Origin of the sequence: Algoriphagus sp. (genome assembly GCF_030694375.1) — a bacterium.
In the GTDB taxonomy this organism is placed as follows: Bacteria; Bacteroidota; Bacteroidia; order Cytophagales; family Cyclobacteriaceae; genus Algoriphagus.
In genome coordinates, this window is sequence record NZ_JAUXYL010000038.1 from 490,356 (window position 1) to 510,201 (window position 19,846).

Below are 19,846 nucleotides of genomic sequence, written 5' to 3' on the forward strand. Positions count from 1 at the left end.
GGGGGTGGGTTTCGGAATGATAATATCGGATGATTTTTGAATCCTTACAAAATTTATATTCCTCGTAAGGACCTGGGTCACCCAAAGGAAGTTTTTTACCTCTTTGGCGAATTTATATCTCGCAAAGTCGGGAAGCCGCAAAGGGGGATTAAAAATTTGAAACTTGACCCTTTTGACAATGTTTTTAATGAATCTCGTAAAAAAGCTTAGCGTCTTGGCGAGAGAGCAAAATGCCGGATTTTAGAATGATGTTGAAGCCAAAAACGCATTAATTTTCTTGTCCAGTGTCCAGATCTTTTTTTGGTTTTGGATGGCTGCGAAAATGATTATGGAGTCGATCAAGCCAATTCCTCTACTTAGCAATTGGTTTTTCTGAGAAAAAATCCCAGCTTCAAAAATCTGATTAGGCGCATCCAACTTTGGTAAGTTTTTGTAAAAAAGTTCAATAGTCTCCAACTCCCTTTTTCCTTTGGCTCCCTGCATTAGTTCCGCAAAAATCACCTCCAGCGTAGAGACAGACCCGGAGTCTAAAAGCTGTTGACAAGGCTTAAAATACTCAGAGTTTCCTTTAAAATATTCAATCCAAATAGACGTGTCAAATATGACCTCCTTCATGACTGATTCTTGGATCGAAGCTCCTCTGCGGAATAATAAAACTCCAAGGGCTCGGAGACAATAGACTCAGATGCTTGCTTGATTTTTTCAATGGAGATGTAGTGCACAAGGGCAGTTTTCAACGCATCGGTGATGGTTGCAGCACGAGATAGCTCCATTGCTTCTTTGATCATTTCTTCTGGTAGTAAGGCTGTTATCTTCATGATCAATTTTTTTAAATATACGATAGCCTATCGTATATAGGTATTATTTGAGGTTGTTTTTTTCTCAAATTCAAAATATGATGCCTGCATTGCCTTGATAGTAAATATTTTATCCCTATCGCTCACATTTGAACCGACGTAATTCCCTTATAAATGGGGGATGTAGTTTTATTTGCCTGTCAGACTTCAATGCCGTGTCAGTAGTTCGTATCAATAAATCAAGCCAAGTGTTTAATCGATTCCTCTTTGGGGGTATAGTCTCGGGGTTTGGTCACCTGGTCAAATTTTTTCTCATAATCCTCTCGCAGTGTTCCGAAAATCCGATCCCAAATCAGCGTGTACAATCCGTAGTTGCCATGGAAATACTGATGGTGCTGATTGTGTGCCGTGCCGGTATTGATCCATCGGCCGATCCAAGTGCGCTGAAAGTTTTTGGGATAAAGCTCATAACCCAAATGCCCGTACACATTGTAGGAGAACTGGAAAAGCATAAATAATCCGAATGCAGCCTGATGAACTGGCAAAACAAAACCCAAAACCAAAATGATTCCCGCTTCAATCACTGCCTCAAAAGGGTGAAATGCATACGCCGTCCAAGGAGAGGGATTGGTGGAATAATGGTGGACTTTATGAATGGCTTTGAAAAGCCTTGGGTGATGCATCAGCCGATGTGCCCAATAGAAATAGGCATCATGAATCAAAAACATCAGGGGAAAACTGAGGTAGAAATACCCCCAACCGAATTTTTCAACGTCGCGGTAGTACAGCGTGTATGGGGATAACAATACAAAAACGACCGCTGCCATCGTGGCAAAGATTAAAATCGTAATGAGCGAATAGGTAATATCTCGGGAGTAATCCTTCAGTTTTGGAAACTTAGCCTGCATTTTACGACTGGCCAAAATCCCATTGAGGATAAAGTAGAAAAGGAAAAAGACAGTACCTGCTATCAGGAAGTAACGGAAGGTTACATTCCCTGCGATTCTTGTCCATCTAAAGAAGAAGTCTTCCCAAATCATAGTTTTGGTGTATAAAGCCTCTCAATTTAGGAAAAGAAGTTCTTTGTCCCAAAAACTGGTTGCCTTATTGAAAAGGGGTTCCAAGCTTTGTAAATTCTTAAACTTTTTAGCGCCTTAGTGACTTTGTGGCTAAAAAATACTCCGTGTTAAAAACCCTCATCAAAGAGCGAAGCGAATACCTCCGCGACCTTGAAAAAAGCATCCCCAGCCATTAATCTTTGAAGTTCAATTCAATCTCAATCCCTCAATCTCTTTTTTCTCAGTGCGCTCTGCGGTAAAAAAAATTCTTCGGTAAAAACCCTTTGAGCTTTGTGGCAAATCTTTGAAGGCCAATTTTTACCTTTGGGCCATGTGGAAAGAAATCTCCGTCCTGATCCATAAGGAAATCACACTGGAATGGCGTCAGAAATATGCCTTGAATGGGATTTTATTGTATGTGGTTTCGGCGGTTTTTATCACCTACCTCAGCGTAGGAGCTAAGATGGGCAACCTTTCCATCCCAACTTGGAATGCCTTGTATTGGATCATCATCCTTTTCTCGGCAGTGAATGCCGTTGCCAAGAGTTTTGTTCAAGAGCATCAGGGACGACAATTGTATTACTACATGATCGCTTCGCCTGAGTCGATTATTCTTTCAAAAATCATCTATAACACCGGATTGACCTTGATTTTGGCCTTGCTTGGCTACGGAGTGTTTTCAGTGATATTGGGAAATCCTGTTCAGGATCAGGGTTTATTCCTGTTGAATTTGGTTTTGGGATCAGTGGGCTTTTCTGCCAGTTTGACCATGGTGAGTGGGATTGCATCCAAAGCCGGAAATAACGCCACGCTGATGGCGATTTTGAGTTTCCCGGTGATTATCCCGATTCTGCTGATGGCGATTCGGATTTCCAAAAATGCGCTGGACGGACTAGACTTCAGCGTAAGTGCAGATAAGCTCCTTAGCCTTTTAGCGATCAATGCGATTGTGGGTGTGACAGCGTATATTTTGTTTCCTTATTTGTGGAAAAGCTGATAGGGAAGTACGAGGTTTGAAATACGAAGTACGAGGTGCAAAGAAGTTTCAAGCTTGAAGTATCCCATTTGGCGACTTTGCAATCTTCCAACTTTTCAACTTTTCTATCCTTCAACTCCCTCCCTTTGTGAGGCAGGCCCTCAGAGTGACAGTAATTTTCCAATTTTTCAATCTTCAAATCTTACAATTCTCACTTCAACTCGCTAAAATCAAAGGTATGTATCACCATTTCATCCTCATTGAATTCAGGATTGTCCGGATGCATGGGGAAGAGATTCAACCCTTTTTCATCCACGAAATAATGATGAGCGAGGTAGGTATTTCGGGGAAGGGTGAATTCCTTGATCAAAGAAAAGTCTGATCCATCGTAGATGCTGATGGTAAAATAGCGAGGAGTATATCCGAACTTCATTGCATCTTTATCATTAGAGATTTCTTCTCCCGGCCACCCAAATCGATATAATAATTTTTTATGATGATCAAAAACAAGCCCTAGATTTTCGGCGCTTTTAAATGCCACATTCATGTTCTCTTCTATGGAATTGGACATTCGAGGCGAATTGTAATATTCGTTTGAAAAGTTTTTCAGTAAATCAGATTGAAGCTGATATTCTTTAAAATTATCACCACTGAAATGAACCCCATATAGCGTATTGCTTCGATTATGAAGAAGAAATAATGAACTTGAAGCAGAAGTAAAACTAAATTCAATTGCGTCTTTAAATTTCAAAATTGATTCGGGAATTCTAAAATTTAAGTATTCAAAAGTTCCTCTTAATTTGTTAAATGAAAGGATTGGAGGGTAATTTTTAAGAGTTTGCTTATCTAAATCAGAAGACTCAATGTTTCTAAGGTCTTCCAAACCGAGATAAATCACCCCTAAATTGTTGGTTTGGAAAGTGGTGGAGTACCTTGTCATGGATGATATCACGCCCCCAAGTTTTGGATAGCTACCGTAATCATAATCTTCCAACTTATTCCCTTGAGCGTTTATTAAGTTAAGTTTATAGCCTGTATTTGGTACATAAATGCTATCGGGATTAACAATATAGAAACCTAAGGATCTACCTATTCCATTTGGCCCATCCGTTTCCATTTTGATGATATTTTTAAGCCTTTTACTGGAAAGATCAAATACACTTATCGTCTCACGATTTGGGTTCCACCAGTATAAATCACCATCCAAATATTGAATGGATCGAGTATAAGTCTCGGTTTTTCGATCAATCGAAATAGCAGTAGTATCCGTAATGTAGTCAAGAGGATTAGAGGATGAAGGCTTTTTTTCAGAGCAGGAAAAAAAAGAAGCAAAAATTATTAAAACTAGAAAGGTTTTCATTTTCATGACGCATACGTTTAAAATTAGGACTTCCTGCTAAAGGAAGTCCCGAATAAAATTTGAATTTAACCCTCCACTACAGGGCCAGTAGTAGTGCAATCAGGTCCTCCATAGGCACAATATCCGTCTGGTGCAGAGGCTAAACAGGCCTCAACCCTCTTACTCCATTTACACAATGGTGACTGTTGCGCACTCAATTTCTCTGTAGAGCCCATAAATGCTACTACTAGCCCAAAAGCAGCAAGAGATAATTTTAATCGGTTGTTTTTCATAAAATTTGTTTTTAAAAGTTAAACATTGAACATAGTTGAAAAGTATAAACTGAATCTCAAGTTTAAAGAAAAATTACACCCCCCCCAATATATGGTTTAAACGGATTTATTTTAGTTTCAGTGGTAAATATGAATAGAGTGAAGTTGATGATAGTGGAAAAAAACCTTTGATCTGAGCGGTGTGCATTTTGCAACTTTACCTCCTTCCCACCTTACAACTTTGCAACCTTTCCACTTTCCAACTTTCCAAACCTAATTTTTCAACTCTTCGACTCCCTCCCTTCGCGAGGCAGGCGCTCAGAGTGACAGTAATTTTCCAATCTTCCTATTTTTCAACTCTTCGACTCCGCTCAGAGTGACAGTAATTTTCCAATTTTTCAATTTTCCAATCTTTCAATTTTATATTTAGGCTATGAAAAACAAAATTGCCCTGATCACCGGAGCTACATCCGGGATTGGAAAAGCTTGTGCTTTGACTCTTGCCAAAATGGGTTTTGATATCATCGCAACCGGGCGCCGAGAAGAAAGATTGGAGGAGTTGGGAAAGGAATTGGAATCTGGAGTTCGCTTTTTGCCCCTAGTTTTTGATGTGCGTGAGCGTGAAAAAGTCGGTGAAATCCTCGGAAATCTCCCCTCAGACTGGTCAGCGGTCGATATTCTGATCAACAATGCCGGAAATGCCCACGGTATGGATCCAATTCAAACTGGCAGCCTGGACGATTGGGATGCGATGATGGACATCAATGTGAAGGGTTTACTGTACGTGTCCAAGGCAATCATTCCCGGCATGACCGAGCGGAATTCAGGAATGATTATCAACATCGGTTCGATCGCAGGTAAAGAAGTTTACCCTAATGGAAATGTGTACTGTGGATCAAAGTTTGCCGTCGATGCGATCACCAAAGGCATGCGGATCGATTTGAATCCTTTCGGGATCAAAGTAATCGGAATTCATCCGGGTCTGGTGGAGACGGAGTTTTCTTTGGTTCGCTTCAAGGGAGATGAGACTCGGGCCGAATCCATTTACAAAGGCTTTGAGCCTCTCTATGCTCAAGACATTGCAGACATTGTTGAGTTTGTGGTGAATCGGCCTGCACACGTGGTTTTGGCTGATATCGTGGTGCTTCCTACTGCACAGGCTTCGGCTACTTTGGTCAAGAAAAATCCGGTCTGATGCGAAATTCCATTGCCTTATTTCTGGGTTTAAGTTTTGCCTGCGCTTCTCCACAAAAGAGTGAACAGGAGTTGTTCTCCGAGCAACAACGTGAACTTATAGCAGCTCCAGCTGAAATCGCAAAAACCGAAGAACTTCCAGAATTAGAAAAGACGCTTATCGTTCAGGGATTGGTGGATATCGCAAGTGTCATTCCTGGAATTCGAGTCGAATTGAAATATTCCACGGAAGATAATTTCTTCGGAAAGGATGTCTACGGAGATCATGTGCGGGCTTATTTACAGCCTGTTGTAGCTGAGATGCTCAGAAAGGCACAGGAGAGTTTGCAGCAGGATTATCCCAATTTGACCTTATTGGTTTATGATGGTGTGCGTCCTTTGAGCGTGCAGCAGATTCTCTGGGATGATTTGGATAAGCCGGATAGCATCAAGCCACTTTATGTGGCGGATCCCAAAATCGGCGGTTTGCACAATTATGGCGTGGCTGTTGATTTGACCATTTATGACAATGAATCGGGAAAGCCTTTGGATATGGGTACGGCCTATGATTATTTTGGCTATCCTGCCTATCCTGATCGGGAAAAACAGATGCTTGCAGAGGGAAAAATCACCAAAACCCATGTTTCCAACCGGGAAATCCTCAGAAAAGTGATGATCGGGGCAGGCTTTACAGGAATCGGTAGCGAATGGTGGCATTTCAATGCATTTTCACGGAAAGAAGCCGGAGAGAAGTTTGAGCTGATTAAATAAGTATCTAGTATCAAGATTTAATTTTCAAGACCGAAACAATGTTCAATGATCAATTACCAATGATCAATGATCAATGACCAATAATCAATTACCAATGATTAATTACCATTAACTCAATAACCAATAACCATTAACCCAAAACCTATGAATCTCAAACCCATATTTCTTACCCTTGCGCTGGTATTCACTTTCGCTTTAGGAGCTTTTGCGCAGCAAAATCCAAACATCAGAGCCCTGGTTTTCTCCAAGACGGCAGGCTTTCGTCATCAATCCATTCCTGAAGGTGTGGCTGCTTTGAAAAAATTGGGTCAAACCCATGTCTTCAATGTCTATACGACTGAAGATGCCAACCATTTCACCGATGAGAATCTGGCCAAGTATGATGTTATCATTCTGATGAGTACCACTGGTACTATCTTCAATGATGCTCAAAAGGCTGCTTTTCAGAAATTTGTCCAAAGCGGCAAAGGTGTAGTCGGAATTCACTCCGCCACGGATACCGAATACGAATGGCCTTGGTATAATCAGATGATCGGCGCTTATTTCTTGGCGCATCCAAGACAGCAGACTCTTCGACTTCAAGTTGTAGATCAAAATCACCCATCTACTTGGCATCTTCCAAAAAACTGGCTTTGGACAGACGAATTGTATGAATTCAGAAATGTTAATCCAAACATCAAAGTCTTAATCAACGCTGACGAAACAACCTACGAACCAGCAAAGGCGATGGGGGCCAATCACCCGATGGCTTGGTATCATGAGTATGATGGAGGTAGAGTATTTTACACAGCACTTGGACATGTGGAGTCCGCATTTTTGGATGCAGATTTCCTTAAGCATTTATATGGTGGAATTTGGTATGCCGCTAAAGGACATCTGCCGAAGTGATTTTTCCAAAATTTAGAGGCTTCGGAACTTCCGAGGCCTTTTTTGGTTTGTACCTTATTATAACTTCATTCCCATGCTGAAAGCTCAAGCCCGACCCGTACACCTCTACATGGAGGCCAATCCCAATCCAAATTCACTCAAGTTTGTCGCCAACTTCATGTTGGTGGAGGATGGTGTAAGTTTTGATTACCCAGATGCCGAAAGCGCCCAAAACAGTCAGCTTGCCCGTGAACTTTTCAACTTTGCTGCCGTACAGCGGGTGTTCATCGCTTCTAACTTTGTTACGGTTACAAAAACTGAGGCGGTGGAGTGGATGGAAATCCAAACTATCATCCGGGATCATATTAAGCAGTATTTAGAGTCAGGCCAAAAGGCTGTAACTGCGAGTTTTGAAAAGGACCCACTTTTTGATGAGAATGATTCTGAAGTGGTTAAAAAAATCAAAGGAATTCTCGACGAGTACATCCGGCCCGCGGTAGAGCAGGACGGTGGTGCCATAGTATTCCATTCTTTTGAGGACGGTATCGTCAAAGTGCAGCTTCAAGGCTCCTGTTCAGGATGCCCAAGCAGTACCGTAACACTCAAAGCCGGTATTCAAAACCTGTTGACCCGAATGCTTCCTGAGGTTAAGGAAGTGCAGGCAGAAGGTATTTAATTCTAACAATTCATGGGGAAAAGGGATTGGTCCTGGGCTATACTAGGTGTTGTTGCTCTGGTCATCCGCTATTTCGCGATTCAAAATCCGGAGGCAACAGATGAGATTTATTCCAGGATATTTTTTCCCGGAATCAGAAATGTCATTGACCTGACTCTGGGGAATTTGCCTTTTCCCAGTGTTTACCTTTTTATTGCAACAGTATTTTTTGTAATCGGATTATTCATCTTCAGATTTTTAAAGAGAGCAGGCTGGAAAGCAAAATCAATGTACACCTTGCAAGCCCTGACAAATGGACTGGGTGCTTTGGTGTTTTTCTTCCTGGTACTTTGGGGTTTCAATTATCATCGAACACCAATATTCAAACAGCTTTCGCTGAATCCAAAAGCGCTCAATCTCGAGCAATTAAAGTCGGAGATCGAAATTACCCGAAGGCTAACGATTCAGTATCGGGCCAGAATTTCCAGCGATAGTTTGGCTATCAATTCAATTATGGATTATCCTGATTTGGAGCGATTGGTGCGGGCTAATATGTATGAAAATCTGGAAATATTAGGGCTGAATTTCACAGGAAAACCCAGGACGAAGCTGTTTCCTCCGCCAGGATTCATGCGTAAAATGGGCATTTTAGGGATTTATTTTCCTTTCACAGGGGAAAGTTACATCGACCCAACCCTTCATCCCTTGGAGCAGCCCTTTACCGTGGCACATGAAATGGCCCACAGCTATGGGGTCACTGATGAAGGGGAGGCCAACTTTATAGCTTGGGTGATCTGCACCAATTCGGAAGACCCAATTCTTCGCTACTCCGGACACATTAGGCTCTTACAATATCAGATGCGGGATCTCTATAGGATGGCACCGAATGAATACAAGGAGTGGGTAAGTAGACTTCCTGTGGGAATCCGAAATGACCTGAATGCACTCCGGGAATCCAGTCAGGCGATTAAGGCTTATTCCATTGAATTGAGCCAAAAGTCAAATGATATTTTTCTGAAAAGTCAGGGGGTGAAAGCCGGAGTCAATTCCTATCAGCAACTTCCCATGCTTGCATATTCCTGGCGAAAAAGAATGAATTTGGAGGATTAATTCATCTGTTTCTAGCTAGTTAGAAAATAATTGATCCAGCCTAAGATTTTACCGATTGGCTTGGTTAAAAAAATACGGAAGACCGGGAATCTTGCCCCTCGACAATTAGTGGGTGATATTATAAAAAACAAGACCTGGCAGGATTTCGAATCCTGACAGGTCTATGATACTTTCAGCCTAATTACTGAAGGTAAACTATCTGACTTTAGCGCTCTAACCTTAGATTAAGACTGCTTCGTGCCTCACAGTGTCGCAACTACCTACTGTGTCTGCCCACTGCGAGCGGAGTTTACTGCCTACTGAACACTACCTTACCCCCCACCACGGTCATCTCCACTTTCGCATTGAGGATCTCATTTTCAGGGATTTCCATGATGTCTTTGTCAAAGACGGTGAAGTCTGCCGCTTTTCCCACTTCGATCGAGCCCTTGAAATCTTCCTCAAATTCGGCAAAAGCCCCATCCAAGGTATAGGACTTAAGCGCTTGTTGCCGGGTCATTTTTTGCTCGGCCTCGTAGCCGCCTTCGGGAAGTCCCTGAAGGGTTTTGCGGGCAACGGAAGCAAAGAAAGAGGGAATCGGATCTACTGGCTCGACAGGGGCATCGGTTCCGTTGGTGACTACAGCACCCGTTTGCATCAGCGTCTGCCATACATAAGCACCGTCGATGATGCGCTTTTCTCCTAGGCGATCAATTGCCCAAGGTCGGTCCGAACTCAAGTGAATCGCCTGCATCGCTGCAATCACACCCAATTGACCAAATCTCGGAATGTCATCCGGATGCAGATGCTGTGCATGCTCGATACGGAAACGGTGATCTTTCGCTTCGGGATTCTTGGCCAAAGCTGCCTCAAATCGGTCCAAAATCTCCTGATTGGCACGGTCACCGATCGCATGCGCGCAAACCTGAAAGCCAAGTGGGAGTGCTTTCTCAGAAACTTCCGTTACGACAGACATCGGCAAAGTCTCATGACCTCGGTGTCCCGGTTTGTCGGAGTAATCCTCCAGCAACCAAGCCCCCCAAGGCCCCAAGGCGCCATCGCAATTGAGTTTTATGGATCGTACGGTCACAAAATGATCCGGATCGATCATTGGCCCTTTCTTGTACCACGCTTCCAAAAGTTCCGGCTGACGGCCCGTGAGCATCACATATTGTCTGGCAGTGAGTTTGCCTTCGGTTTTGAATTTTTGCAAAAGATCAATCAGATCCTGACCCGAACCGGCATCATGGAATGACGTGATCCCTTTTTCTGCGAGTTCTTTCAGTGCCAAAGTCAAAGCTTCCTCGGCCCGCTCTGGAGTTTCTTTTGGGATCAATTTACTTACCAAGGAAGATGCTCTTTCCACCAAAACTCCAGTGGGATTTCCCAGCTCGTCGCGGAGCACTTCCCCTCCTTCGACTTCTTGAGTAGGTTTTTCGCTGCGTAAAGGCGTGATGCCGGCGAGTTCCATCGCTTTTTTGTTGACAAACGAAGCATGTCCGGAAGCATGAGCCAAGTACACAGGATTATTGGGTGTGACAGCACTTAGGGCATCGTGAGTTTGGAAGCCTTTGACGGTTTTATCCGGCATTTGCAGCCACTTGTCCTGATGCCATCCCCGACCGGTGATCCAGTCCCCCGGCTGGGCTTTGGCAGCTGCTTCAGCTATTTTTTCGATCAATTCGTCATAGGTTTTGACATACATCAGGTCGATTTCCAGCTTGTTGTAGCCGATTCCCATGAGATGGGCGTGTGATTCGATGAGCCCGGGAGTCATAGTCTTGCCCTGCAGGTCGATCACTTCGGTGGATTCGCCCACGTAGGCTTGGATTTCTTCTGTCGAGCCTACTGCGAGGATCAGGCCGTCTTTAACGGCCACGGCTTGGGCTTTGGGATTGGCTTCGTCCACGGTGTAGATGATGCCGTTGACGAAAACTTTGTCCGCGGGATTTTCAGGGCCGGATTTGCATGCCCAGGCAAAAATCGCCAGGAAAAGGAGGTGGTAGATGTTCTTCATGGATTTATAATTCTAAACCGAAGCTAGATGTTTTAAGGGATGTGAGCAAATGAGATTATCTGGAAGGAAAGTTCTCACAGATTGTCACCGGTAAAAATCACAGATAAACACAGATTTTTGAATATGATTTTTGGCAAAACCTAAAAGTTCGTGTGTCTCTATGAAGATCTGTGCAAAAATCCGTGACAATCTGTGGGAAGATTGAATCACCTCACCAGTACCTTCTTCATCGCCACTTTCCGATCTTCGGTTTCCACTTGCAAAAAGTACATGCCCGGCTGAAGGACTTGGGTCTGAAGTACGAGCTCCCTGTTGGCAGGTACAGTAATTTCATCAAGCAAAATTTGTCCAAAGGGCGAAATCAGACGCGCTTTGGCAGCGGTGTTGGAGACAAGCTTAATCGGACCCGAAGTAGGATTTGGATAGACTTTGACTAGAATTTCGCCGTCGTTCGGTTCGTTAGAGTTTACTGCTTTCAGATAGATGATCCCTCCGCCACGACTTCCTAAAATCAAGTCAACTTGGTCACCAAAACCGGAATTTACGACCGAAATCCAGGTATTTCTTCCCAACCGAAAAGGCAGATCTTGATCCCGGATTTTTACCAACACTTCCTCCCGAACGTCTGAGTTCATCATGTCTTTGATCAGAAAAATTCTTCCTGTCTGATCCACTGCATACAAATCCGGTTTCTCCTGAATTCGTACAGCCACACTGAGATTTCGATTGGCAGGATTGTCTTGGTACCCAAGGATATTGGCAGTTTTGAGTGTAGCAGATTTAGCTTCTAAATCCACTTCATACAAGGTCAAACTTCCATTTTGCGAAGCGACCAAAAGAAGATCTTTTCCTTGATAGGGGAAAAATGTGAGCTGATCCCTAACCCGAAGTGAAAGTCCAGACAGGGAGAATTCCGTCCAATTTCCACCCTCATTTCGAAGCAATACCTGTGAGGGAATGCCGTTGGAAGTCCTGACTCCGGAGGCAAAAAGATAGGACTGGTTTTTTACACTTCCATATTCCAAAAGTTGGAGGTCAAGTAAATTAAGGGAGGAGGCAGTAAGATAATCTGAGTTTAGGAGATTAAACTGATTGCCGGAATAACTCATTCTGAAGGCCTGCCCGATGATGTTTTCTCCCGATTTGGGATTGGCAGTAAGCCAAAGTTCGCCTGCAAAGACATTTCCTTTGAAATAGGGTCGTGAATTTTCTCCCAGGTCAAAAAGTTGATTTTGCAGTACAGGGCTTACTGCGCCCGTATTTCTGGATAATTTCACTACCGAATTGGCAAAGTCGATTTGAAATGGAGCAGCCGTTTCGTTGGTATTCAGAGAGATCACCAATTCCTCATCAATCAGCTGTCCAGCATGAAAGATCGGAAATTCAGGTAGCGCCCCAAATCCCGGAAGGGTTTTGGAAAAACCGGTAAACAGCGGAGCATCATTGGTTCCGAAGTTTTGCAGGTAATAAAGTGTGCTGCATTCGTCTCGGCCGAGGATCAAATCAGCGATGCCATCTCCCGTGAAATCCCGGTAAAGAATGCTGTGGCCTCCGGCGTGCTGAATGCGGTTATTTTCATTAGCATCAACACGGAAATTAATCGGTCTTCCATCGCATCGTTTTCCAAAGGTGATCTCATCGCATCCACAAAAGACGAAATTCCCCCAGAAGTCCACTGAAAAAGCGAAACCATCGATGTCAGGCTGGCCTTTTCGCTCAACCGAGGTATTTCGAAAAAATTCCAAGAAATCTCCCTGAGCAAAATTGAATATTACCAGGTCCAAATCCCCGTCGCCATCCAGGTCCTGAAGTAGTGGAATGTCCAGATTGTTGGCGGGAATATTATTGGCTCCATCGAGACGGAGGAAATTTTGAGCGACTGTCCAAGAGATTTGTGTGCCTTGAGAAGTATTTCGGTAAGCTTTGATTCCAAGGGGAGTGGATGTAAAGAGGTCTTTTTTTCCGTCTTTGTCAAAGTCTGCCAAGACAAAAAAACCATTGATGTCAGTTGGGAAAAAGTAGGCAAGTTCGGGAAGGAGGGCGAAGGCTTCTCCGTTTTTTGCAAAGACTTGAAGCGTCCTCGCGTTGATGTCCCAGACCACCCATTCTTCTTTGCCATCTCCTGTGAGGTCAATAGTCTGAATCTGAGCTGAGTTGATGCCCTGTGAAAAGGGAATGGGCACGTTTTGTCCATCTATTCGAAGTGATTTTTCCTGATCAAATTCAAAAACGGTCTGAGGAAATACTTGAAAGCTGATCAGGGAGAAAAGTGTAAGAATCGTTTTTTGCATGAAGAGGAAAATCTAAACTCTAAAATAAAACGAAAGAGCTTCCCCAAAGATGTGAACGATTGCGTTATTTTGGGAATTAATTCTTTCCAAAGATGAATCTTTCCATCCTCTACGAGCTATATCTCAAAAGTACCGGAGTCAGTACTGACACCCGAAGAATCGGTCCGGGCAATCTTTTTTTTGCACTGAAAGGGCCAAACTTCAATGCGAACGAGTTTGCGCCGAAAGCACTGGAAATGGGTGCCTCGGTCGTAGTGATCGATGATCCCAAGTACTGGGTGGAGGATGATGAGCGGTATTTTATCTGCGAAGATGTGCTGACTACTTTGCAAAATTTGGCAACCTTTCATCGAAGGAAGTTCAATATTCCAGTCATTGGATTGACCGGCTCCAATGGTAAGACTACATCCAAAGAACTTTTGAATGCTGTTTTGAACCAGAAATTCAATACGCTCGCTACAATTGGAAACTTGAACAACCACATCGGAGTACCACTGACTTTGCTTCGTCTCAAACCCGAACACGAGATTGCCATCATTGAAATGGGGGCCAACAAGCAGGGCGATATTAAAGAACTCTGTGATATTGCTGAGCCTACTCATGGCTTCATTACCAATATTGGCAAAGCCCACCTCGAAGGAATGGGTGGTCCCGAAGGCGTGCTTAAAACCAAAACCGAACTTTTTCAGCATTTGAGAGAGACCAAGGGCACGGTTTTCATCAATTCTCAGGATCCGATTTTGTCTAACATGGCCAAGCGTTTTGAAAATCCGGTTCTTTATCCGGCTAAAGGTGACTTCTGCGAAGTGAATTTTCTTGGTGCGGATCCATTTGTGAAGTTTTCGGTAGAGGGAGTAGAAGGCGAGTATCTTACTTCCATGATTGGCGCGTATAACTTTGGAAATATTGCCAATGCGCTAACTATTGGAAAGTTTTTTGGAGTGGAGATGGAAAAAGCGGTTGCAGGAATTGTCAACTACAAACCCGAAAACATGCGCTCGCAGCTCATCGAAAAGCGGACCAATACCATCATTTTGGATGCCTACAATGCGAATCCATCGAGTATGGAAGTGGCCATCCGAACTTTTGGGCAGATGACCGGGAAAAAACATAAAATGATCATCCTGGGAGACATGTTTGAATTGGGGGATCATGCCGTGGAGGAGCATCGTAAGCTGGGAGAGATTGTGAGTGAATACCCGATTGACAAGGTTTGCTTTACTGGTAAGCTGATCGTGTCAGCATTGGAAAAAGCACCTAAAGCCTTGTATTTTCCTGATCCTTTTTCTCTCCGAAACTGGCTTGAAGACAGTAAGCTGGAGGATTATTTGATTTTGATCAAAGGAAGCCGTGGGATGAAATTGGAGGGGCTGGTGGATTTTATTTGAAAGTAGAAAGGAAGCTTTCAGGTGAAAAAACAGGGATTTTGGACTTCTTATAATCTGATAGATTTCGGGTTATGATGCCTTTTATATCCGAATTTTGAATCGCTGTAAAATATTGTATTGCGTCTTCAAAATCAGAAAATCCGCTTTTTATTGCGTCGAAGATTTCCTTTTCCGTTACCGGGAGGATTTGACAGAAACTTAATAATTCTGCGATTTTATTTAGAGCACCATCATTTCCATATTGTTTCCGAAGGAGATAATGGATGTTGGCAACAGTCAGGGAAGAAAAGAAAATCTGAATGTTCCTATTATAACCTTCTTCAAAAATCTCATCCGCAGAGAAATTAAATGGATTCCTATCTAGTAGAAAATCAAGAATCACATCTGAATCTAGAAAGAAACTAGAGACCATATTTTTCTTCCAAAGCCTTGGTCAGTTCTTCCTTATAATCAAACTCTCCTTCATGCTTAAGGCATCCTTTCAATTTTAAGAAGCTTTCTGGAAGCGGCTTTCTGTTTTTTTTCTTGGGGTCTTCTTTTTTCTCAAAAGTCAGTAGCTTGAAGTAATTTTCCACCAATGAAGAAAGACTCTGTCCCTGACGGGCTGCAAATTCTTTAGCTTTTTCAATTACCTCTTTTTCGAGTGTCAAGGTTAATTTCGTATTCATGATACGTGTGTCTTTTTGAAATTTAACACGTGTAAGTTAGACAAAAGTTCTAAACTGTTGAAATACTGAGAAGTAATTTCTTAAGTTCTAAACCCCCAGGAGGTTCCATTGGTTAATCCTCAAGATTTTTGCTTTTAGATTTCTAACTTTAGCTTTAAACCTTTCTTCATGCGCCCTTACCTCGATTTCCTTACAGCCTTAGCTCAAAACAACCATAAAGAATGGATGGATTCCAATAAAAAATGGTATCTGGAGACCAAAGAGCGATTTCTGGAAGATGTGGCAGTTTTGCTGAAGGAAATGACTGAATTGGAGCCGGAGCTTTCTGCTTTCAAGCCAAAAGATTGTGTCTTTCGCCAAAACAGAGATGTTCGCTTTTCGGCAAATAAGGCCCCCTACAAGACCAACTTCGGAGCCTATTTTTCTCCCGGTGGGAAAAAATCTCCGGGTCCGGGATATTACCTGCAGATCCAACCCGGAAATTCATTTCTTGCCGGAGGCATCTGGATGCCTGAAGCAGATACTTTGAAGAAAATTAGAAAAGAAATTGACTACAGTGGAGCAGAACTTCAGCGGATTGAAAATGATCCTGACTTCAAAAAATTGTTCAGCCAGATTGAGGGTGAAAAGCTAAAAACAAGCCCGAGAGATTACGATGCAGATCATCAATTTATCGAATATCTCAAATTAAAAAGCTTTACAGTATCTCATCAGATTTCGGACAAAGCCGTGGAATCCGGGGCCTTTATCACCTTTGCCTTGGATGGATTTCAGCGAATGAAGCCCTTTAATGATTTTTTAAGACAAGCAATCGAAGAGGTTGAGGACGGATCGGGGATTTTGTGATTTCGGGTTTTTGATTTCAAATCTCAAATCTCAATCCTCTAATTCGCTCCAGTGTGGCAGCTACCCCGTCTTCCTTGTGGTGGAGGGTGACTTCTTTTGCAACTGCCTTGACTTCTGGTCTTGCATTTTGGACAGCAACTCCCCAGCCTACGCTCTGAATTAGGTCGATGTCGTTGTAATTGTCCCCAAAGGCGATCACCTCATCCATACTGAAATCATAGCGGTTTTCCAGAACCAACTTTAATGCAGTTGCTTTGGAAATTTTTCGCGGCGCGATCTCGATGTAAGTGTCTTTGGATCGGTACAAATGCAAATCTGAAGAATGTGCAAGATGTAATTCTCCGAAAAGCCAGCTGATTTCATTGGAATCCCCCATGACCATGACTTTGTGTGCGCCTTTGTTGCCCTTGGCCCATAAATCCAAAACGGCTTCAGATGCCATCCAAGTTGGGTTTACTTTGGTGTTTTGTGCCTCACGCTTTGCCCAGTAATCTTCTTTTGACTCGTACCAGTTTTCGCCATGGTAGAGGCTGATGTGGATTTCAGTTTTCCGGGTCATTTCCAAAATCTTGGCGACAAGATTTATCGGAATTTCGACTGAATCCATTACGTTTCCTGCTTTGTCCAAGACAAATCCGCCATTGTAGGCAATGAGCGGCTCAGTAGGTCTGCCCAAATCCCTAAGCAAATGACGCATCGCATCCGGCATTCGGGAACTTGCCAAAATCAGCGGAAATTCCTTTGGAAATTGGCTGATTACCGATTTCAGCCTTGGAGAAAGGTCCCGTTCGGAATTAAGAAGTGTTCCATCGATATCGGAACAAATGGCCTTGAATTGCATCAGTCTAAGGAATTCCAGTCGATTTTGTCTGCGAAATTCATGAAAAATCCGAATCCTACCATAGCAATGATCAAAATACCAATTAGAAATCCGATCAAAGTCACGATTAATTCTGCTTTGGCCCAGTTTGCTTTGTTTAATTCAGTGTTTTTATCCACCGCCCACACGATCAGCATGATAAATCCGATTAAGGGGATTTTTGTAATCAGAACATTGATAATCCAGTCCCCAAGTGATTGAGGAGGTTTTTGGTATTCAGGAGGGAAATTCATGGCGGGAAGGGTTTAAAGTCAGAAATCTTTCACTTCAAATGTATATTCCTGCATAGCAATATTTGCAGGATTTGAGGGGTCAGTTTGTATAAATTGCACTGTAATGATTTGATAATCTTTCGATTTTTTAAAACCCTGAAGATAAATCTCCGCACATCTTCGTGCTAAAATCTCAGGTTGATTTCCCAAAATCACCGGATCTCCGTTTTCCAGTTTTAGAAAAATAGTAGATTCAGTTGAATCTTCTACAGTTGATTGACTGAGATTGACGCTAGTGCTCTGAAATCTTCCCAAAGATCGAATTCCCTCAGAAGGCATAAATCCCTCGCCAAGAACACTTTCCATTCCGCTAAAAGCCAGTCTTGCGAGGTCTTCAGGATTACAAGCGCATGCAGAAAGAAAAAAAACTAACAGGACGCCGATCAATATTTTTTGCGAAAACATCATTAAATAGCGTTAAAGAATGACTTAAGGATAGAAAAATAACTCTTTTTTATGAGTTTGGCCTAGAATCCGGAATAGTTGGATTTGGATCAAGCTTAATTCATAAGCTTGATCATTTTTACCTGATCCGCATTTTGGATCCGCAAAAACAATATTCCTTTGGGGAGGGTGCCGAATATTTCGTTCAATTTAAGCGTTTGTCCGGATCTAATCGGCAAAGATGCTTTTCTGAAAAAATTGCCTGCATCAAAAAGATCCAGGGTTACCTCTACTTCCAGTGACGCATTGGAATCAATGTAATTGAGATTGAAATATTCTCCCGAGGAGGGGTTGGGATAGACTAGCCAAGTTTCGCGGGGTGTTAAGTTTTCCAGTTTGATCATTTTTACTGGACTGAATTGGGAATTTCCCCCTTGCTTTTTTTCAATTCGATAATAAATATGTTTTTCGAATCGGGAGAATTTTTTGTCCGTGAATTCATATTTAATTCTGCTTTGACTTTGATTTTGACTTACTATAGTTTTAATGATTTCAAAATTTGAAGTACCGCCGAAGCTACGGTGTATGTAGTACTCAGTTCCCAAAGTCTCTGAATTCATTTCCCAGCTTAGGTTTATTACTTCTCCTTCGAATTCGACTTCAAAGTATTTCCACTCCAGATTCAATACTGAAGCAATATCCATTAAGTACTGTTCGGTTTGTTGGCAGCCGTTTGCATCCGTGACGACGAGCTGATATAATCCGTCTTTTAGATTGAAGATGTCCTTATCCGTGCTGGTAAATCCATCCGGGCCTGTCCAATAATAAGTATAGGGGGGAGTGCCTCCTGTGACACTTTCTACATATATTTCACCGGATTCTTCGCTTTTTTTAGTAGGGAAAATGGTGACTTGAATTCCGAAGTTGGGGTCTATAAATATTTCTTTTATTATAGTTGTAGTAGTAGTTCCATCATTTACTCTTAAAGTAATGGGATAGGTACCGGAAGAAGGGAAATTGTAAACCGGATTTGCCGAGTTAGAATCAAAAACCCCATCATTGTTAAAATCCCAGCTGAAAGCATAATTGAATGGAGGCGTACCGCCGATGGTTTGGCTCGTGAACTGAATCGTTGTATTGCAAATCCCGTTGCTGGCAAAATCAAATTTTGGAAATAAGGGAACTGCGGCGGTAAATCCTTCCGGGTTACTATAGCACTGTGAATTGATGTTGCTTTTAGTGCTGACAATACAAGTGGTTTCAGGTTTTACGGTGCCTGTCTCCCAATACATGAATATATCTTTGATTTGGATAATGTCACCCCAATTCCATGTGAAATTTCTAACCTTCACCCAGACATTCAGTATTACTTGTTTTCCTGAATAAATACAATCGTACTGGTCATTTGCTATTAGTGCACCATTGACCACCACGTCATAAAACATCAGCAGATTATAGCCATTGGTTGTAGATCCTCCAAAATTGACCCATAACTCACCTGTCACAGACTCTCCCAATTCATATTCGTCTGTGACGCTAAATAAATCCCCGTTTTGATTCCTTAGTTGGAAGCCAGTGACTGTGATGTTGTTTTGTGGGCATTGTGCAAAAAGCTCAGCAGTGTCAATCATTGCTAGCAGAAAGAAAGCAATGCCAAGGATGATCTTCATTTTTGGCCGTAAGTCCATTTGATTTCACGTGTGCCCAAAGGTGTTTTTAAAGGAACAGAATCAAATATAAGTAAAGGAACTCCTTGTTTGATTGAAATGTAATTAACTGTAAACCAATGGTTTTTGAAATTAGTAACAAAAGTTAAAATTAAACTACAAAAAAGTAATGTGTAAATCCAGTTTCCGTATTTTTTATCAATAATTTGATTTTGCAACTGAAATAAATCGTACAATTTTATATATGAAGTGTTCCTGTTAGTTCGAAAAAATAAAAACAGATTCCTTGTGAGGGTGTGGATAAAATATTTGGTAAAAGCGGTTTAAATTGAAAAGAGGTTGTCTCAAAAGGCACTCCGGTGTCAGCCTGAGCGGAATTGAATGCCATTTCCATGGAATATGGCAACATTTCGGCTACGCTCAATTTTAAATTGGT

General features: G+C 42.4%; 20 protein-coding genes. 8 read left to right on the forward strand and 12 right to left on the reverse strand.

Annotation, left to right across the window (positions count from 1 at the left end; genetic code table 11):
- Positions 1–240: 240 nt before the first annotated feature.
- From Q8M62_RS13990 to Q8M62_RS14000, 3 genes are all read right to left on the reverse strand, one after another.
- Positions 241–615: a PIN domain-containing protein gene (locus tag Q8M62_RS13990; RefSeq protein ID WP_304899967.1), complete on the reverse strand. Its 375-nt coding sequence runs from the start codon at positions 613–615 to the stop codon at positions 241–243.
- Positions 612–818 carry a DUF2191 domain-containing protein gene (locus Q8M62_RS13995; protein WP_304899966.1) on the reverse strand — a complete coding sequence of 69 codons (207 nt, stop codon included), beginning with the start codon at positions 816–818 and terminating at the stop codon, positions 612–614. The genes Q8M62_RS13990 and Q8M62_RS13995 overlap by 4 nt, the downstream gene beginning before the upstream one ends.
- Before the next feature lie 218 nt (positions 819–1,036).
- Positions 1,037–1,837: a sterol desaturase family protein gene (locus Q8M62_RS14000; protein WP_304899965.1), complete on the reverse strand. Its 801-nt coding sequence runs from the start codon at positions 1,835–1,837 to the stop codon at positions 1,037–1,039.
- Positions 1,838–2,186: 349 nt separating this feature from the next.
- Here Q8M62_RS14000 and Q8M62_RS14005 point away from each other — a divergent pair, with 349 nt between their 5' ends.
- Positions 2,187–2,852 (forward strand): heme exporter protein CcmB, encoded by a 666-nt coding sequence (locus Q8M62_RS14005; protein ID WP_304900003.1) that lies wholly within the window; start codon positions 2,187–2,189, stop codon positions 2,850–2,852.
- Positions 2,853–3,042: 190 nt separating this feature from the next.
- On the opposite strand, the gene Q8M62_RS14010 is transcribed toward Q8M62_RS14005, so the two are convergent.
- A complete protein-coding gene (locus tag Q8M62_RS14010) occupies positions 3,043–4,191 on the reverse strand; it encodes a DUF4221 family protein (protein WP_304899964.1) in 1,149 nt (382 codons plus the stop codon).
- A gap of 684 nt (positions 4,192–4,875) precedes the next feature.
- Between Q8M62_RS14010 and Q8M62_RS14015 the strand changes: the two genes are divergently transcribed.
- The 5 genes from Q8M62_RS14015 (at position 4,876) to Q8M62_RS14035 (ending at position 9,018) form a co-directional block, all read left to right on the forward strand.
- Positions 4,876–5,637 carry an SDR family NAD(P)-dependent oxidoreductase gene (locus Q8M62_RS14015; protein WP_304899963.1) on the forward strand — a complete coding sequence of 254 codons (762 nt, stop codon included), beginning with the start codon at positions 4,876–4,878 and terminating at the stop codon, positions 5,635–5,637.
- Positions 5,637–6,386, forward strand: a complete 750-nt coding sequence (locus Q8M62_RS14020) for a M15 family metallopeptidase (protein ID WP_304899962.1) — start codon at positions 5,637–5,639, stop codon at positions 6,384–6,386. The genes Q8M62_RS14015 and Q8M62_RS14020 overlap by 1 nt, the downstream gene beginning before the upstream one ends.
- Before the next feature lie 144 nt (positions 6,387–6,530).
- Positions 6,531–7,274 (forward strand): ThuA domain-containing protein, encoded by a 744-nt coding sequence (locus tag Q8M62_RS14025; RefSeq protein WP_304899961.1) that lies wholly within the window; start codon positions 6,531–6,533, stop codon positions 7,272–7,274.
- A 73-nt stretch (positions 7,275–7,347) separates the two neighbouring features.
- A complete protein-coding gene (locus Q8M62_RS14030; RefSeq protein ID WP_304899960.1) occupies positions 7,348–7,929 on the forward strand; it encodes a NifU family protein in 582 nt (193 codons plus the stop codon).
- A 12-nt stretch (positions 7,930–7,941) separates the two neighbouring features.
- Complete coding sequence (locus tag Q8M62_RS14035) at positions 7,942–9,018, forward strand: DUF3810 domain-containing protein (protein WP_304899959.1); 1,077 nt, start codon at positions 7,942–7,944, stop codon at positions 9,016–9,018.
- Between the two features lie 289 nt (positions 9,019–9,307).
- On the opposite strand, the gene Q8M62_RS14040 is transcribed toward Q8M62_RS14035, so the two are convergent.
- Positions 9,308–11,014, reverse strand: a complete 1,707-nt coding sequence (locus Q8M62_RS14040) for an amidohydrolase (RefSeq protein WP_304899958.1) — start codon at positions 11,012–11,014, stop codon at positions 9,308–9,310.
- Between the two features lie 206 nt (positions 11,015–11,220).
- Positions 11,221–13,305 (reverse strand): T9SS type A sorting domain-containing protein, encoded by a 2,085-nt coding sequence (locus Q8M62_RS14045; protein ID WP_304899957.1) that lies wholly within the window; start codon positions 13,303–13,305, stop codon positions 11,221–11,223.
- 92 nt (positions 13,306–13,397) lie between these two features.
- Between Q8M62_RS14045 and murF the strand changes: the two genes are divergently transcribed.
- Positions 13,398–14,693, forward strand: coding sequence for a UDP-N-acetylmuramoyl-tripeptide--D-alanyl-D-alanine ligase (gene murF, locus Q8M62_RS14050; protein WP_304899956.1), 1,296 nt, complete (start codon positions 13,398–13,400; stop codon positions 14,691–14,693).
- Here murF and Q8M62_RS14055 read toward each other — a convergent pair.
- Both Q8M62_RS14055 and Q8M62_RS14060 read right to left on the reverse strand, forming a co-directional pair.
- Positions 14,686–15,105 (reverse strand): PIN domain-containing protein, encoded by a 420-nt coding sequence (locus Q8M62_RS14055; protein ID WP_304899955.1) that lies wholly within the window; start codon positions 15,103–15,105, stop codon positions 14,686–14,688. The two genes, murF and Q8M62_RS14055, sit on opposite strands and share 8 nt — an antisense overlap.
- Positions 15,095–15,361, reverse strand: a complete 267-nt coding sequence (locus Q8M62_RS14060; RefSeq protein ID WP_092729679.1) for a DUF6364 family protein — start codon at positions 15,359–15,361, stop codon at positions 15,095–15,097. The genes Q8M62_RS14055 and Q8M62_RS14060 overlap by 11 nt, the downstream gene beginning before the upstream one ends.
- Positions 15,362–15,529: 168 nt before the next feature.
- Here Q8M62_RS14060 and Q8M62_RS14065 point away from each other — a divergent pair, with 168 nt between their 5' ends.
- The gene (locus Q8M62_RS14065) at positions 15,530–16,207 is read left to right on the forward strand and encodes a DUF2461 domain-containing protein (RefSeq protein WP_304899954.1); all 678 of its coding nucleotides are present in this window, start codon (positions 15,530–15,532) and stop codon (positions 16,205–16,207) included.
- Positions 16,208–16,223: 16 nt separating this feature from the next.
- Here the strand turns inward: Q8M62_RS14065 and Q8M62_RS14070 are convergent, their stop codons facing one another.
- The 4 genes from Q8M62_RS14070 to Q8M62_RS14085 all read right to left on the reverse strand — a co-directional run bounded on the left by Q8M62_RS14070 (position 16,224) and on the right by Q8M62_RS14085 (position 19,413).
- Complete coding sequence (locus Q8M62_RS14070; RefSeq protein WP_304899953.1) at positions 16,224–17,048, reverse strand: Cof-type HAD-IIB family hydrolase; 825 nt, start codon at positions 17,046–17,048, stop codon at positions 16,224–16,226.
- A complete protein-coding gene (locus tag Q8M62_RS14075; RefSeq protein ID WP_304899952.1) occupies positions 17,048–17,320 on the reverse strand; it encodes a hypothetical protein in 273 nt (90 codons plus the stop codon). The genes Q8M62_RS14070 and Q8M62_RS14075 overlap by 1 nt, the downstream gene beginning before the upstream one ends.
- An 18-nt stretch (positions 17,321–17,338) precedes the next feature.
- On the reverse strand, positions 17,339–17,767 hold the full coding sequence (locus Q8M62_RS14080; RefSeq protein ID WP_305668183.1) for a hypothetical protein: 429 nt from the start codon (positions 17,765–17,767) through the stop codon (positions 17,339–17,341).
- 92 nt (positions 17,768–17,859) lie between these two features.
- Complete coding sequence (locus Q8M62_RS14085) at positions 17,860–19,413, reverse strand: PKD domain-containing protein (protein WP_304899950.1); 1,554 nt, start codon at positions 19,411–19,413, stop codon at positions 17,860–17,862.
- Positions 19,414–19,846 lie beyond the last annotated feature (433 nt).